General features: G+C 56.4%; 14 protein-coding genes. 12 read left to right on the top strand and 2 right to left on the bottom strand.

What is annotated here, in order from left to right; all coding sequences use genetic code 11:
• Nucleotides 1-381, bottom strand: coding sequence for a T6SS protein Cts2N (locus tag F384_RS16440; protein WP_226991601.1), 381 nt, complete (start codon nucleotides 379-381; stop codon nucleotides 1-3).
• 459 nt (nucleotides 382-840) lie between these two features.
• Here F384_RS16440 and tssB point away from each other — a divergent pair, with 459 nt between their 5' ends.
• From tssB to F384_RS16380, 12 genes are all read left to right on the top strand, one after another.
• Nucleotides 841-1,353 (top strand): type VI secretion system contractile sheath small subunit, encoded by a 513-nt coding sequence (gene tssB / locus F384_RS16435; RefSeq protein WP_046487203.1) that lies wholly within the window; start codon nucleotides 841-843, stop codon nucleotides 1,351-1,353.
• Nucleotides 1,354-1,370: 17 nt separating this feature from the next.
• Nucleotides 1,371-2,852: a type VI secretion system contractile sheath large subunit gene (gene tssC / locus F384_RS16430; protein ID WP_046487201.1), complete on the top strand. Its 1,482-nt coding sequence runs from the start codon at nucleotides 1,371-1,373 to the stop codon at nucleotides 2,850-2,852.
• Between the two features lie 17 nt (nucleotides 2,853-2,869).
• Nucleotides 2,870-3,355: an Hcp family type VI secretion system effector gene (locus F384_RS16425; RefSeq protein ID WP_046487199.1), complete on the top strand. Its 486-nt coding sequence runs from the start codon at nucleotides 2,870-2,872 to the stop codon at nucleotides 3,353-3,355.
• Nucleotides 3,355-3,735 carry a type VI secretion system baseplate subunit TssE gene (tssE, locus tag F384_RS16420; RefSeq protein ID WP_046487196.1) on the top strand — a complete coding sequence of 127 codons (381 nt, stop codon included), beginning with the start codon at nucleotides 3,355-3,357 and terminating at the stop codon, nucleotides 3,733-3,735. The genes F384_RS16425 and tssE overlap by 1 nt, the downstream gene beginning before the upstream one ends.
• Nucleotides 3,736-3,753: 18 nt before the next feature.
• Entirely contained in the window at nucleotides 3,754-5,475 is a 1,722-nt protein-coding gene (gene tssF, locus F384_RS16415) for a type VI secretion system baseplate subunit TssF (protein ID WP_046487193.1), read from the top strand.
• Complete coding sequence (locus F384_RS16410; protein ID WP_080949964.1) at nucleotides 5,439-6,410, top strand: type VI secretion system baseplate subunit TssG; 972 nt, start codon at nucleotides 5,439-5,441, stop codon at nucleotides 6,408-6,410. The genes tssF and F384_RS16410 overlap by 37 nt, the downstream gene beginning before the upstream one ends.
• Complete coding sequence (gene tssH, locus F384_RS16405; RefSeq protein ID WP_046487190.1) at nucleotides 6,343-8,856, top strand: type VI secretion system ATPase TssH; 2,514 nt, start codon at nucleotides 6,343-6,345, stop codon at nucleotides 8,854-8,856. Before F384_RS16410 ends, tssH begins: the two co-directional genes overlap by 68 nt.
• A 15-nt stretch (nucleotides 8,857-8,871) precedes the next feature.
• A complete protein-coding gene (locus F384_RS16400) occupies nucleotides 8,872-9,369 on the top strand; it encodes a GNAT family N-acetyltransferase (RefSeq protein WP_046487186.1) in 498 nt (165 codons plus the stop codon).
• 105 nt (nucleotides 9,370-9,474) lie between these two features.
• Nucleotides 9,475-11,439 (top strand): type VI secretion system Vgr family protein, encoded by a 1,965-nt coding sequence (locus F384_RS16395; protein ID WP_052746945.1) that lies wholly within the window; start codon nucleotides 9,475-9,477, stop codon nucleotides 11,437-11,439.
• A complete protein-coding gene (locus F384_RS16390) occupies nucleotides 11,439-11,960 on the top strand; it encodes a toxin-antitoxin system YwqK family antitoxin (RefSeq protein WP_046487184.1) in 522 nt (173 codons plus the stop codon). Before F384_RS16395 ends, F384_RS16390 begins: the two co-directional genes overlap by 1 nt.
• 180 nt (nucleotides 11,961-12,140) lie before the next feature.
• Nucleotides 12,141-12,560, top strand: a complete 420-nt coding sequence (locus F384_RS16385; protein ID WP_046487177.1) for a hypothetical protein — start codon at nucleotides 12,141-12,143, stop codon at nucleotides 12,558-12,560.
• A 618-nt stretch (nucleotides 12,561-13,178) separates the two neighbouring features.
• Nucleotides 13,179-13,379 (top strand): hypothetical protein, encoded by a 201-nt coding sequence (locus F384_RS16380; RefSeq protein ID WP_046487175.1) that lies wholly within the window; start codon nucleotides 13,179-13,181, stop codon nucleotides 13,377-13,379.
• A gap of 81 nt (nucleotides 13,380-13,460) precedes the next feature.
• Here F384_RS16380 and F384_RS16375 read toward each other — a convergent pair whose 3' ends face one another.
• Nucleotides 13,461-14,660, bottom strand: a complete 1,200-nt coding sequence (locus tag F384_RS16375) for an MFS transporter (RefSeq protein ID WP_046487172.1) — start codon at nucleotides 14,658-14,660, stop codon at nucleotides 13,461-13,463.
• Nucleotides 14,661-14,665: the final 5 nt, after the last annotated feature.

Here is a 14,665-nt window from a genome sequence, read left to right as displayed (position 1 = left end):
TTACTTTCCTTGTTCAGGAGCCAGTACCGCCTCGTCCGTCATCAGTCGCAGATGCAGGGCGGTGATATTGTCCAGTCGCAGGCGGTGCTCGCCTTCGCTGCGATAGCGGGCGAACAGCAGCGTGGCTTCTGCCGGGACACCGCTCAGCGGATTGTCATCAGCGATAAAGCGGGAGCCGGGAACCAGCTCCAGAGACCACACCTGTAAACCGCCAGGGTAGTCGCGCTGCAGTTGCGCTCTGGCGTTAAACCACTGCGTTGCCGACAGCGTCTGTACCACAGGCACAAGCGAGGCATCGGCAATGGCGACAATATCCACGGCGACAGGGGTGTTATCATTAGCGTCCGCGACGGTATCAATGACCACCGTCTTTAATTCCACCTGATTTGACCAGAATGAACAGCCATTATTAAGTAATGCTAAACAAGTAATAAATATTATTCTGGCCAAATGGCTTCTGCCGTTAGTCATATAAATTCCTTTTATATCCTCCTTAAGAAAATAATTAATGGTGAGGTTTGTTTAGTTGATTTAAATCATTATTCGGCGTTAATCATTAAATAAACAGGTGAAAATAGAGTATGCCCGTAGAGTGAATATACCATATGGAATATTCACCCCATCATCTACTTTTTTATATGGTGTTGAATAATAACGTTATTATTCGATATATGTGATATTGATCAACTAGGAAGATTCCTATCCTGAAAACAAAAATTGGTTGATATTTATTTTCCATTGTGTTTTTTATAATGGCGATTGATTTTCTGAAATAACGTTTTCAAATAAAGGTGCACGCAAGGTTGCACCAGGGATTCTTATTGTGAAAAAGGACAAGTTATGGCAGAGAGTATTCAACATAAACTCAGTCGAATTAGACCTCCACGGGTACAAATTACCTATGACGTGGAAACGGGTGGAGCAATAGAAAAAAAGGAATTGCCTCTTGTTGTCGGTATTTTAGCCGATTTATCCGGCCAGCCAGCCTCTCCGCCTGAAAAGCTACGTGACCGGCGGTTTGTCGATATCGATCGTGATAACTTTGATGATGTGCTCGCGTCGATCGCACCTCGCCTGGCGCTCCAGGTGGAAAATCGGCTGGCGAATGATGACAGCAAATTCAACATCGAGCTTCATTTCAAAACCATCGACGATTTCTCTCCGCTTAACATTATTGATCAAGTGAAACCCCTTCAGCGTCTGTTTCTGGCTCGCCAGCGCCTGCGCGATCTGCTGACCAAACTGGATGGTAACGACGATCTGGATGCTCTGCTCCAGCAGGTGGTCAATGACAACGCTGAACTTCAGGCGTTACGGCCAATAACGGAAGACAAACCGGCAGAAAACGCGTAACCGAAGAGGAACGAACAATGGAAACGGTTCAGGAACAGGCTGAAACGGGCGGGCAAACGGTCACGCTGAGCGTATTGGATCGCATCATTCAGGAAGGGCGCATGGCGCGCGATGAACTGCAGCAGACCTACGCCCGCGACATGCTGGAAGAACTGGCGACGCAGATCCTTGATGAAGGCATGGCGGTGGAAAGCGACACGGTCGCCATGATCAACCATCGTATCGCACAAATTGACGCGCTCATCAGCGCTCAGCTTAATGAGGTGCTACATCATCCGGACATGCAGCGGCTGGAGGCGTCCTGGCGCGGGCTTCATCAGTTTGTGATGAACACCGAGACCAGTTCCCGACTCAAGCTGCGCCTGCTCAATGTCTCGCGTAAAGAGCTGCAAAACGACCTCGAAAAAGCGGTGGAGTTCGATCAAAGCACGTTGTTCAAAAAGCTGTATGAAGATGAATACGGCACCTTTGGCGGCAACCCGTATAGCGTGCTGGTCGGCGATTATGAATTTGGTCGCCATCCGCAGGACGTGGCGCTGCTGGAGAAAATTTCGCAGGTCGCGGCGGCGGCGCATGCTCCCTTTATTGCTGCGGCCAGTCCACGTCTGTTTGATATGGGATCGTTTGCTGAGCTGGGCGTGCCGCGCGATCTGGCGAAGATCTTCGAAAGTGCTGAGCTGATCAAATGGCGGGCATTTCGTGAAAGCGATGAGTCCCGCTATGTGACGCTGGTGTTACCCCATGTATTGCAGCGCTTGCCCTATGGCCCGGATACCGTACCCGTGGAAGGGGTCAACTTTGTTGAGGACGTCAACGGTCTGGATGCCAGTAAGTACCTGTGGGGCAACGCGGCGTGGAAGCTGGCAAACCGAATCACCGATGCCTTTGCGTTGTACGGCTGGTGCGCGGCGATTCGCGGTGCGGAAGGCGGCGGGCTGGTGGAAGATCTTCCGGCGCATACCTTCAGCACGCCTTCCGGTGATATCAGTTTGCGCTGCCCAACGGAGATTGCCATTACCGATCGCCGGGAGAAAGAGCTGAACGATCTGGGGTTTGTTGCCCTGTGCCACAAGAAGAACAGCAACACGGGCGCTTTTTTTGGCGGGCAAACCACGAATCAGGCGAGGATCTACAACACGCCGGAAGCTAACGCCAACGCGCGCATTTCCGCGATGCTGCCTTACATCCTTGCCGCCTCCCGCTTCGCTCACTATCTCAAGGTCATTATGCGCGACAAAGTCGGCAGTTTTATGAGCCGCGACGAGGTGGAAAGCTATCTCAATAACTGGATTGCCGACTACGTTCTGCTGCGCGACAGCGCGCCGCAGGAGATCAAAGCCCGTTACCCGCTACGCGAAGCGCGGGTTGACGTCAGTGACGTTCCCGGTAAGCCGGGTGTTTATCGGGCCGTCGTTTTTCTGCGCCCACATTTCCAACTGGAAGAGTTGACCACTTCAATTCGTCTGGTTGCTGAGCTGCCGCCACCGGCAGTTGCCTGATTAAAAGGAGATAAATCATGGATGCTATTTTTTTAAAACTGGACGATATCAAGGGTGAAAGTCAGGCTGATGGCTTTACCGATCAGATTGAGATCATGTCCTTCAGCCACAACGTGGCGATGCAGGTGACCAACGATGTCAGCAACACCGAGCGCACCTCCGGGCGCGCGCACGTAGGGGAGATGTCGCTGACCAAGTTTGTCGATCTCGCCACCCCGGTGCTCAACGAATACTGCTGTAGCGGCAAAATGATCAAAGAAGCAAAGCTGACGCTGTGCCGCAATGATGACGGCAAAATGCTGCCTTTTATCGTCTACACCCTGACCAATGTCATCATTTCTCACCTGAGCGTAAGCGGCGGGTCCGGCGGAAAACCGGTCGAAACGATGTCGCTGAATTTCACCAAAATCAAATGGGAAATTACCGCGCAGAAATCGGAGGGGACTCAGCAGGGAACCAGCTCTTCGGTCTGGGATATGACGATGAATAAGAAAGGGAGCTGATGATGAGCGCCTCCATACCGGTTGCACTACTCGACAGGCTGGCGGATGAGACTCTCTCACCTCGCGAGTCGGTCTACCGGGAACTGCGCAGGTTGTTCAACAGCCGTGCGCCGAAAGACGCCGCGTCACTCCCCGCGCTGCTCGCCTGGGGCGTGCCCGAATGGCACGGCATCCATGCGGATGATGATCGGGTGCTCGACTGGTTTTGTCGCCAGCTCAGACGCACGATTTTGCATCTTGAACCCCGTATTAAAGCGTTGACGGTGAGTGTCAAAGAGGCGCGCCACACCACGCTGGCACTTCATCTCGAAGCGCAACTGAGGGATGACGATGCGCTGCTGGCGCTGGACCTGGCATATCGAAATGGTCGTTGGTGGTAACGCCAACAGGAGAGAACGATGGACGACAGGTTGCTGGAGGATTTTTTGCAGGAACTCCGGTGGTTGCGTGCCGCCAGCGGTGAATTTTCCCGCCAGCATCCGAAGATCGCCGCCCGCCTGCGGTTAAGCGAATTTGACTGTCCTGACCCGCACGTTGAACGGCTGCTGGAAGGGTTCGCGCTGCAAAGCGCGCGCCTGAACCAGCGACTGGACGAGGGGTTTAGCGAACTGAGCGAATCGCTTCTGGAACTGCTCACCCCGCATCTGCTGCGACCCTATCCCTCATTTGCCACCGCCCGCTTTACGCCCGATCCGCTGGCGGGCGATCTGACCCAGGGCTACACGCTGCCCGCCGGTACGCCGCTGTACGCACTGACGGCAGAGGGCGAAACGGTCTGGTGGCGCACTGCATTGCAGCATACGCTGTGGCCGGTCGTGATCGATGACCTCACCTGGCTCGACGCGAGCGCGGCTCGTCAGGCGTGCGGGTTAAGCCAGGCGCGGGGCGCATTGTCGATTCGCCTTCGTTGTTTATCGCCCTGGCAGTTTTCCACGTTGGCGATGCGCACGCTGCGCATTTACCTTGCGGGGGCTTCGCAGATTAACGCCGCGCTTTTCGACCTGCTCTATGCCCACTCGATAGGCCCAGAGCGCCCACAACCCGTAGGGCTCGAAAATGCGGAACACCTGCTGGCGAGCGAGCCGGGCGTTGAGTCCAGCGGGCTGGCGTTGAGCGCCTGGATGCACTGCCCGCAGGCGCTGATGTATTTCGATTTGCCGATCCCGCAGGATCAGGACGGCGACACGATAACGCTCTGCATTCCTTTTCGTCGCGCTCCGGACATGGCGCTGCATCTGACGCGGGACGATGTGCGTCTCGACTGCGTACCGGTGGTGAATCTGTTTACGCGAACCTCGGAACCGCTGCCCGTCGGGCACACACACAGCGAATACCGGCTGGTTGCCGATCTCTACGACAAAGAGATGCAAATCTACCGCGTTGTGCAACTGTGGATGAGCCGACGTGATGACGCCTGGCCGGTGCCGGCCTATTACGGCGCGCAGCAGCATGCTGATGCCCGCTGGTTCTGGCATGCGCGGCGACATTATCGTCAGGAGAACGATCTCTGGCTGACGCTGGTGGACAGTCGTTTTGATCCCTTTGCCGCCGATGAATCGTCCACGCTGACGGCAACGCTTCTGTGCACCAACGGTGAGCGCGCGCCGTCGCTGGCGGCAGGAACCCCGCTGGCCTTTGAGTTTCCGGGGCCGATAGCGCAGGTGTGTTTGTTGGGCACGCCGACGAATCCGGGTCAGTCCGTAAGGCAGCGGAACGCACGCTGGAAGTTGGTTTCCTCACTGGTGCTCAATCATGTGTCGCTGACCGAAAGCGAGGAGTCACTGGCGTCACTGAAAGAGATGCTCTCTTTGTATGCCTCTTCGGGAGAATCGGCGGCGGTCTGGCAGCAGATCGACGGCATCCGTGCGATGCGCTGTGAGCGGGTCAGCGAGCATTCTGGCCGCGATGCGTGGCGTGGCTGGCGTAACGGCATTCGGGTCACGCTGACGCTGGATCCTCAGGCGTTCACCGCCAGCAGTCGCCTGCTTTTTGCCGCGATTATCGCCCGTTTTCTGGCGCGTAACGCTACGGCGAATTGCTTTGTGCATACCGTGTTGCAGGATGACAGCGAGGAGATCCCGCTATGGCGCGATACCGATCCCACCCTGCCGATAGTGTGATAGCGCAGCTACGGCGCGAACCCTGGCGCTTTTCGCTGGAACAATGCGTCCGGTTGCTCGAACTGAGCGGCGTGTCGCCTGAACTTCGCGGTGAGCTGGGGCTGACCTTTGCCCCGGCGGAGATTGGCCGTTTACAGGGGGCGCGCGTACAGGTGCGAAGCCTCGGTCTGGGCGGCGCGGACGGCGTTTTACCCTACGACGGACTGGAGGCGTTGCCGCAGGCGGCACAGGATTTCCTCAACCTGTTTGAGCAGCGGATGATTGAACACGACTGCCGGAGCCGGAGCGTATATCGGCTGGCGACGCCGTATGCCCGACGAGAGCAGGCGGCAGGGGGCGAGCTCATACAGGCGCTGTCTGGTTTTTTGACCAGGGCGCGTCCGGCGCAGGTGCCGTTATCGCTGATCCAAAGTGGTCTGTTGGCAAACCGCAGGCGCAGTGGCGCAGGATTTGTTGCACTGGCGGCGGCGATGATGAACATCACCGTGTCGGTGGAGGAGTTTGTGGGGCGCTGGCAGGCGCTGCCCGCCGACGCGCAGAGCCGCACCGGCTGTCGGCTGGGGCGCAACAGCGTGGCAGGCCGCCATGCCTGGCATCAACACGCGGGCATCCGGATCCATTTGATCGCCAGCAATGCCGCGCAGTGGCGCTCATTTTTACCCGGTGGCGAAGGCTTCACCACGCTGAGCCTGGCCGGACGCCTCTGGTTTGGCGCCGCGATTTCACTGGAACTGGTGATGCGTGGGACGTTGACGCTCGACACGCATCTGTCCCGCGCGCGGCCTCCGCGCCTGGGGCGTACCGCACAGCTACAGGGGCGCAAAGCGCCGCCGTGTTGCTGTCGTCTGTTTTTCAGGGAGGATGAACATGGATTTAAAAGCGTTGGTACAGCGACTGAACCCGAATTGCTTTCGCGCGCTGGAGCAGGCGGCTGAGCGGAGCCGGGCGCAGGGACACTGGTTTGTTGAGCCGGAACATCTGCTGCTGGCTCTGCTGGATGAGGAACAGGGCGATCTGGCCTGTTGCCTTAGCGAAGCGGCGATCCCTGCGGACAGGCTGCGTGAAGAGATTCAGCGCACGCAGGCGCAGTTTAAAACCGGCTGTACGCGCATGCCGGTCTTTTCCGTCCAGTTAGTGGAACTGCTGGAAGGGGCGATTCTGCTGGCGACCTTCCAACGTCTTACGCAGGTGCGTTCGGCGTTATTGCTGCTGGCATTATTGACCCGCGAACGACTGCGTAGCCAACTGGCGCAGGGGATGCCGTTGTTGCTCGGCATCCAGGCCATGACGCTGGAAAACCAGTGGCGGAACTGGTGTCGACTTTCCGTGGAGGAACAAAATGCGCCGCAGTCTGACGATCGCCCAGACCATGACAGCGGCGTACTGGATCAGTTTACCCACGACCTGACCCGCGATGCGCGCGAGGGACGGATCGACCCGATCATCGGTCGTGACAACGAGATCCGCCAGTGTATCGACATTCTGCTGCGTCGTCGGCAGAACAACCCGATTTTGGTCGGCGCGCCAGGCGTGGGGAAAACCGCCGTTGCCGAGGGGTTGGCGCGACGCATCGCTGAAGGCAACGTGCCGCCGCCGCTGCGCGACGTGGCGCTACTGGCGCTCGATCTTGGCTTGCTACAGGCCGGCGCGGGCGTAAAGGGCGAATTTGAGCAGCGGCTGAAAGGGGTGATCGATGCGGTCAAAAAATCCCCGCAGCCGATCATTTTGTTTATCGACGAAGCCCACACGCTGATTGGCGCGGGCGGTACAGAGGGCGGCAGCGACGCCGCCAACCTGCTGAAACCGGCACTGGCGAGAGGGGAGTTGCGCACTATCGCGGCGACGACCTGGCAGGAGTACAAAAAATATTTCGAGAAGGATCCGGCGCTGGACCGGCGCTTTCAGCGTATCCAGATTGAAGAACCGGACGAGCATCGCGCGGTGGTGATGCTGCGGGCGGTCGCCGATAAGCTGGAAGCGCATCATGGCGTACAGATCCTCGACAGTGCGATCCGCGAAGCGGTGCGCCTGTCGCAGCGCTACATCTCCGGACGACAACTGCCGGACAAAGCCATCAGCGTGCTCGACACTGCCTGCGCGCGCGTGGCGCTGGCGCAGCATGATGTGCCGCCCGCGCTCGAAGAGATCCGCCAGCAACGGGCGGCGATCGATGAAGAGGGATTGCGGCTGAATCGCGAACTGCTGGTGGGTGTCGATCATCACGACCGGCTGTGCGAGCTGGCGGTGCAGGCGGAGAAACTCCAGATTCAGGCGCGGGAAGTGGAAGGGCGCTGGCAGGATGAGCGCCAGCGGGTCGGCGAACTGCTCGCCGCCCGTCAGCGGATGCTGAATCTGAGCGAACGGCTCGATGAAGATGATGAAGAACTGGAGCAGCAACTGGTGGAATGCGCGGCGCTGATTGGCAAGCTGGAAACCGCTGCCGCACAGCTGCGCGAGGAAGTGCCACTGGTGGCCGATTGCGTGGATGCCGCCACCGTCGCCGCCGTGATTAGCGGCTGGACGGGGATCCCGCTCGGGCAGATGCTGACCGATGAAGCCCACGCCCTGCGTACGCTGGTCGAGCGGATGAGTGAACGGGTGATGGGGCAACAGGCGGCGCTGGAAACCATCGTTCAGCGCTTGCGCGCGTATCGCAGCGGCCTGACCGACCCGCAGAAGCCGGTCGGCGTGTTCCTGCTGGTGGGGCCAACCGGCGTCGGCAAAACCGAAACCGCGTATGCGCTGGCCGACGCCCTGTACGGCGGTGAACGTAACCTCATCACCATTAATCTTTCCGAGTATCAGGAAGCACACACCGTCAGCCAGCTCAAAGGCGCACCGCCGGGTTACGTCGGCTACGGCAGCGGTGGGGCATTAACCGAAGCCGTGCGCCGTCGCCCCTATTCGGTGGTGCTGTTGGATGAGATCGAAAAGGCGCATCCGGATGTGCTGGAGGCGTTCTATAACGTTTTCGACAAAGGGCTAATGGAAGACGGCACCGGGCTGATTGTTGATTTTAAAAATACAGTGATGCTGGCGACCAGCAATATCGGGGCGGAACTGATTCTGGAGACGCCAGTTTCTGAATTAAATAGCGAGCGGTTTAACGAAGAATTGCGAGAGGCGCTGTTACGTCATTTTCGTCCGGCGTTTTTAGCGCGAATGACCACGGTGGCCTATCGCGCTTTAGATGAAGAAATATTGCAGGGCATTGTGCTGGCGAAGCTGGAGAAATTAGCGCAGCGGTATTTAGTGGCGACGGGGGAGCGGTTAACTATGGATGAGGGGTTGATCGCGCGCGTTATGGAGAAATGCCAGGGCGCAGGGGCCAGGGATGTGGAAAACCTGGTGGTTGGGGAAGTGATGATGGGCGATAGATAGACGGGAGGTCTCAAAATGCGAATTAGTCGTGTTGATCCGGATGCCTATGATACCAGCGCCAGGTCTTTTATTGCCGCGATGGATATTTTATTAAAGGCAAAAACGGTATCAAAAGAAAGAATAGAAAGTGCGCAACGGATTGCTGATGAATATAAAACGGCAGGAACAAAATTTATCGTCACTGACTATGAGGGCGTGGCTGGTGTGGTAGGGCTGATGATTTTGTCTGACAACAAAGATGAAAAATGCTTTAAAGTTGAAGATGTTTGCACTCATCCGTGTACAAAGGGAGTCGGGCTGGCGCTGATTCAGCATGCCGTCAATTTTTCATCCGATTTTGGGTATATGGGAAAATTAATGCTTACGGATATGTCTGGCGGGAATTTTTATGATCGCCTGGGATTTATCTCTTCGGATCACAGCATTAAGAAAATACTTGAACCGACACGGAGTGAAAAATGGACTCTTTGTGAGGGCAAGGGGTTTATTTTGAAAGAATACAGCACAGTGTAAGCACAGTATCACCGGAATAAAAACGTCAACTGCTTTTGTAGGCCGGGTAAGGCGTAGCCGCCACCCGGCAATCCGCTATCGGCAAAAAATAAAAGGAATTTCCCGATGTCTGACACCCCCCTTATCAAACTCACCGCCCCGGCGTTTACCGACCTGACTGCCGCGACCGTTTATACTGAATCTCAACTTAACGGACTGACCACCGCCACGGTTACCGTAACCACCTCTGCGCCGTTAACGCTTGATACCGCGCTGGCGACCCATCTTACCGCCACCATCAACAACGCCGACTATGACGGGCTGATTGCCGAGATTCATCAACTCCCCGCGACGCGCAATGCCGACCGCTATCAGTTTGTGCTGCGTCCCTGGCTGTGGTGGCTGACGCTCTCCAGCCATAATCGCGTCTTTCAAAACCTCAGCGCGCAGGAGATTGTCGAGAAGGTGTTTAAGGACGGTGGCTTTACTGACTATAAATTTCAGCTCAACGCCAAACCGGCAAAGCGCGAGTACTGCCTGCAATACAACGAGAGCGATTTTAATTTTGTGTCGCGACTGCTGGAACAGGAGGGGATCTTCTGGTTCTTCACCCATGTCGCGGGAAAACACACGCTGGTGCTGGCGGATGACAACAGCGCGTTTCCGCCAACCCCCGGCGAGAAAAAGGTGAAGTATCTGGCGGCGCAGAGCGGTGAGCGGGAAACCGGGGCGATTCGTTCGGCGGCATTGCGCCTGCAAGCTACCGCGCAAGGGTTTCAGACCAGCGATTTCAACTACGAGCAGCCGAAGGCCGCGCTCTTTTCGCAGGCGGGTGAGAAGAAAGGCGGCGTGCATTATCAGCATCCGGGGCGGTTTAGCGTCAAAGCCGACGGCGACGCGCTGGCGGCGTGGAAGGTCAATGCCCTGACGTCACAGGCGAAACAACTGGTAGGCGAAAGCGACTGCGCGGCGTTGGTGGCCGGACACGGGTTCACCTTAACCGATCACGATGACAAAGCGTTGAATGGCGACTGGCTGGTCATCGCCGTCAGCCATGACTACGACGGTGAACGTTACCGCAACCGCTTTACCGCCATCCCGAAAGCCACGCTCTATCGACCGCAAAGCAGCACGCCGAAACCGTTTATGCACACGCAAACGGCAACGGTAGTGGGTAAAAACGGCGAGGAGATCTGGACCGATAAACTCGGCAGGGTAAAAGTGCAGTTCCCGTGGGATCGGGAAGGCCAATGTGATGAGACCAGCTCCTGCTGGCTGCGGGTGGCGACCGCCTGGAGCGGCAACGGCTTTGGTACACAGTTTATCCCGCGCGTTGGTCAGGAGGTCGTGGTGAGCTTTATCGACGGCGAGCCGGACAAACCGCTCGTCACCGGCTGCGTCTATAACGGCGTCAACGCGCTGCCCTATCCGCTTCCGGCGAATCAGACCCAGTCCGGGATTAAAACAAAAAGTGAAAAAGGGTTTAATGAGCTGCGCTTTGACGACAAAAAAGACGCCGAACTGCTGGCGATGCAGGCGCAAAAGGACTTCCAGCTTATCGTGCTGAACGACAGTAAAACGACAGTCGGTCACGATGACATTCAGAGCGTGAAAAACGACCGCACGCGCACCGTTGAAGAGGGCAATGAAACGGTCACGCTGAAACAGGGTAACCGGACAGTCAACATTGAGAAGGGGAGCGAAACGCTGACGGTCAAAGATAAGCGCAGCGTGATGGTGAAGGGCGATCAGGAACACGCGATTGAGGGCAATGAGACGCACAAGGTCAAAGGTAACTACACGCTGAACGTCGATGGCAATCTGACCATTAAGGTCAGCGGCACGCTGACGCTGGAGAGCGGTAAAACGCTGACGTTGAAGAGCGGGGCGGATCTGAAAGCCAGTGCGGCCGCGAGCCTGAATCTTGATGCTACCAGTATCGCCAGCGAAGCGAAGAGTTCGCTCACCCAGAAAGCCGCAACGATTAGCCAGGAGGCGAAAGCCACGCTGACCAGCAAAGCCAGCGCGATGCAGACCGTGGAGGGCGGCGGGATGCTGACGCTCAAGGGTGGGATGGTGAAGATCAACTAATGAGTGAGCGCCTGGACTATCAGCAGGACACCACCCGGCTACAGGCTGGCCTGACGGACGGCCAACTCTGTGGCGAGATGCATATTGAGGATCATGGGCGTCGGCTGATGGCGATGAATTATCAGCAGGGTGTTTTGCACGGCGTCACCGAAAGCTGGCACCCCAACGGTCAACTGGCAATGCAACAGGAATATCATCACGGCAGGTTGCAGGGCGTGGCGCGCTACTTCAGCGAAGAGGGCGTGTTGATCCGTGAGGAGCACTGGCGGGAAGGGCAATTGCACGGTGAGTGCCGTTGCTTTTATCCGTCCGGGCAGATGCAGATGCGCGAACAGTGGCAGGACGGTCTGCGTCATCAACAGAGTGAACAGTTCTACCCCGATGGCGCCTGCGCCCTGCGACAACGCTATGTCCACGGTCGTCTGGCCCACGACCCCGAGCGCTGGTTGCCGGATGGTCGTGCCATCAACGCCAGGGGGCAACCCCAGTCGCGGTTCAGTAAATGGACGGAGCATCTGTAGGCGCGATCGCGCCAGGTCAATGAAAGGTATGAAACTGCACGCGCTGACTACGACTTTCCTGTTATGGAGCGCGAGCACAGAGTTCATAAAAATTAGTGTTACTTCCCTCCGGTTCGTCATCGTTTTACACGAGCGGCTTTCTGTACCTGCATAACGGTGTTTGCGCAAAGGTGATGATGTATGGTTGATCGAATGTACGTTCCGCCGCTGGCTTCACGACGAGTGAAGCGAACCCAAATTCGCTCACGCGATAAATGGGCTGAGACGGATCTGTTTGTTGAGCAGGGCGTCAGGTATTTTTTTTGTGTCACCGGTAAGTGGTGCGATATGAGCCATTGCTGTGATGCGAACGGTTACACCGTCGACTATCTGAATTTTGCCCGAATCTGGCTGCGGTGCCGCCACGATCCGGCGACCTGGTTTACCTTAATTGGCACTATCGATAAATCAACCGATACCATGTTTGTGATTGGTGACGGTGCCCGACTAAATAACGGCTGGATTGCGCCTCGCAGCGGTGAGTTAGTGGTCTTTGCGAATGATATTTCAGGGATGTACTGGAATAATTTTGGTTCGGTCGTACTGGAGGTCTGGCGATGAAACGCGAAGTCAATATCACCCTCTGATTACACGATGACCTTGTGACGTAAAAATTAGTGTACAAAAACAGTGGGTATTTGTGCACTTCATCAGATTCTTACCAAAAGCTGGCAAATTCAGCTCTTCAAAATTGATGAATATCAATTAATACACACTTAATTTGCGTCGTTAAAAAATGTCCTTATTTACGACTTGTTTACTTATTTTGCGTTTGCGGTGGCGGTGGTAAGACGTCGGATGACAAAAAGGATGTGCTGCGTTAGCGAAAATAATTGAAAGAGAACGTCGTAACTCTCTCTAAAAAAGCCAGTTATTGTCCTCAATGTAAACATTTATCTCAGAAGTAACGTATTGGCGGATAGGAATTTTCAATAATTGCGATGAATGTTTTACCGGGGGAATGAGGGCCGAAATACACTGAATTAATCCTCGCATGTCAATAAACCCTGACATCATTAGCCTGCTACAGGTCATCTTTCACTTGAAACGACGTTCCATTTTTAGACGTTTTCTTAACATTTCCATCACCCGCCTGCTGAAATACTGTGCGTTGACTTGTTATTCGGCCAACTGCATATTCCTCCCCAGTTAAGACGAAATAGCCTTCAGGAGCTGACGATGCCTTCCCGCGATTATCCCGATATCCGTAAAGCCAGAGGAACCCGTTCTAAAGAGATGGTGCTGTTAAGCGCCCGTGTTGAAACCCCGCTTTGGGACTATGTTCGGACACTGGCTTTAGAAACGCGTAAAAGCAAACAGGATATTATTGCCGAAGCGCTTATGCTTCATCGCACCGCCCATGAAGGCGGTGGCAAATAAGTGCGGGCAGGTTTTACAGGATGATGTTTTTACCCCTCTGGCGCGCCATGGCGTGTATGACGGTCACTGCATTATGGCGCGTTAGCGCATGTCGTTGATGCGACACGACAACAACCGCTTTTGTTTATAGAACTGCAAAGCGCTGATGGTCGCGGCGATAAATAACGCCAGCGCACCACACAGCGTGGCATCGGTAATGGCCTGCGTGCCGCTGCCCAACAGCGTGGTTAACAACGGCCCCAGGATCTGCCCGATGCCGTAGGTCAGTGTGACAAACCCCAGCAGATTGAGGTTTCCCGGCACAATAAGCTGGCGTGCGAGGGTCATAACCAGCGATGTGGTCCCCATGAACGTCGCGCCAAATCCCACGCTGCTCAGTACCAGCAACAGCGGGGAGCCGCTGGCAAGCGTCAGGAGCACACAGGCGGCCTGAATCACCAGGTTCGCCGTCAGACATTGCAGTACGCCCCAGCGTTTTGCGGCCCACAGCCAGGCGAAGCAGCCCGGCACAATCGAGACGCCAACCAGCGTCCACAGATGGACCGTCAGCAGCGGAGACCCCGCATCTTTCGCCATCAGTGGCAAGTAGGTCGCGACGATGATGTAACCGAATCCGGCCAGGCCGTAGAGCAGCGCCAGCAGCCACCAGCGCATCGGCTGCGGCTCATTTTTTACCTGTGTTGCGCCAGGCAGCGCGTGAGCGTGGGACGGAAGCAGCAGCGCCAGCAGAATCGCCAGCACGGCGGAGAAGACCGCCGCCCCGATCCACAGCGCGTGGGAAGAGAGCGCAAAGTGCAGTCCTGCAATCACGTACTCATTACCCAGCGCAATCCCGACGCCGACGCCAGAAAACAGTGAGGCAATGACAAAAGGATTGCGGGTATGTTGCAGCACCAGCGTGGAGCCAAAGATCAGCATCCCGGCGCTGGCGACGCCCGCCAGAAAGCGCACCAGCATCACCGCCATGGGGGCAGAGAATAGCGCCATCGAGAGGATCAGTCCGCCGGTCGCCACCGCTGAACTCAACAGCATAGGGCGTAAACGGCCTGGCAGATGAAAAAGTCCGAAGGAGAACAGCAGGCTGCCGACCAGGTATCCCGCATAGTTGACGCTGGCTATCCACGACAGTTCGGAAAACGTGAAGCGCCCCTCGGCCAGCAGCACCGGCAGCATCGGGGTATAGAGAAAACGGCCAATCCCCATGCCCAGCGCGAGGACCATCATCCCGAAAAGGGCGGTGCTGAGTGAATACCGGTCTGCGATGTGCGGTTGCTGGCTCATGCCGT

Source organism: Citrobacter amalonaticus Y19 (assembly GCF_000981805.1).
Taxonomy (GTDB): domain Bacteria; phylum Pseudomonadota; class Gammaproteobacteria; order Enterobacterales; family Enterobacteriaceae; genus Citrobacter_A; species Citrobacter_A amalonaticus_C.
This window is presented reverse-complemented; position numbering and strand designations above follow the sequence as displayed.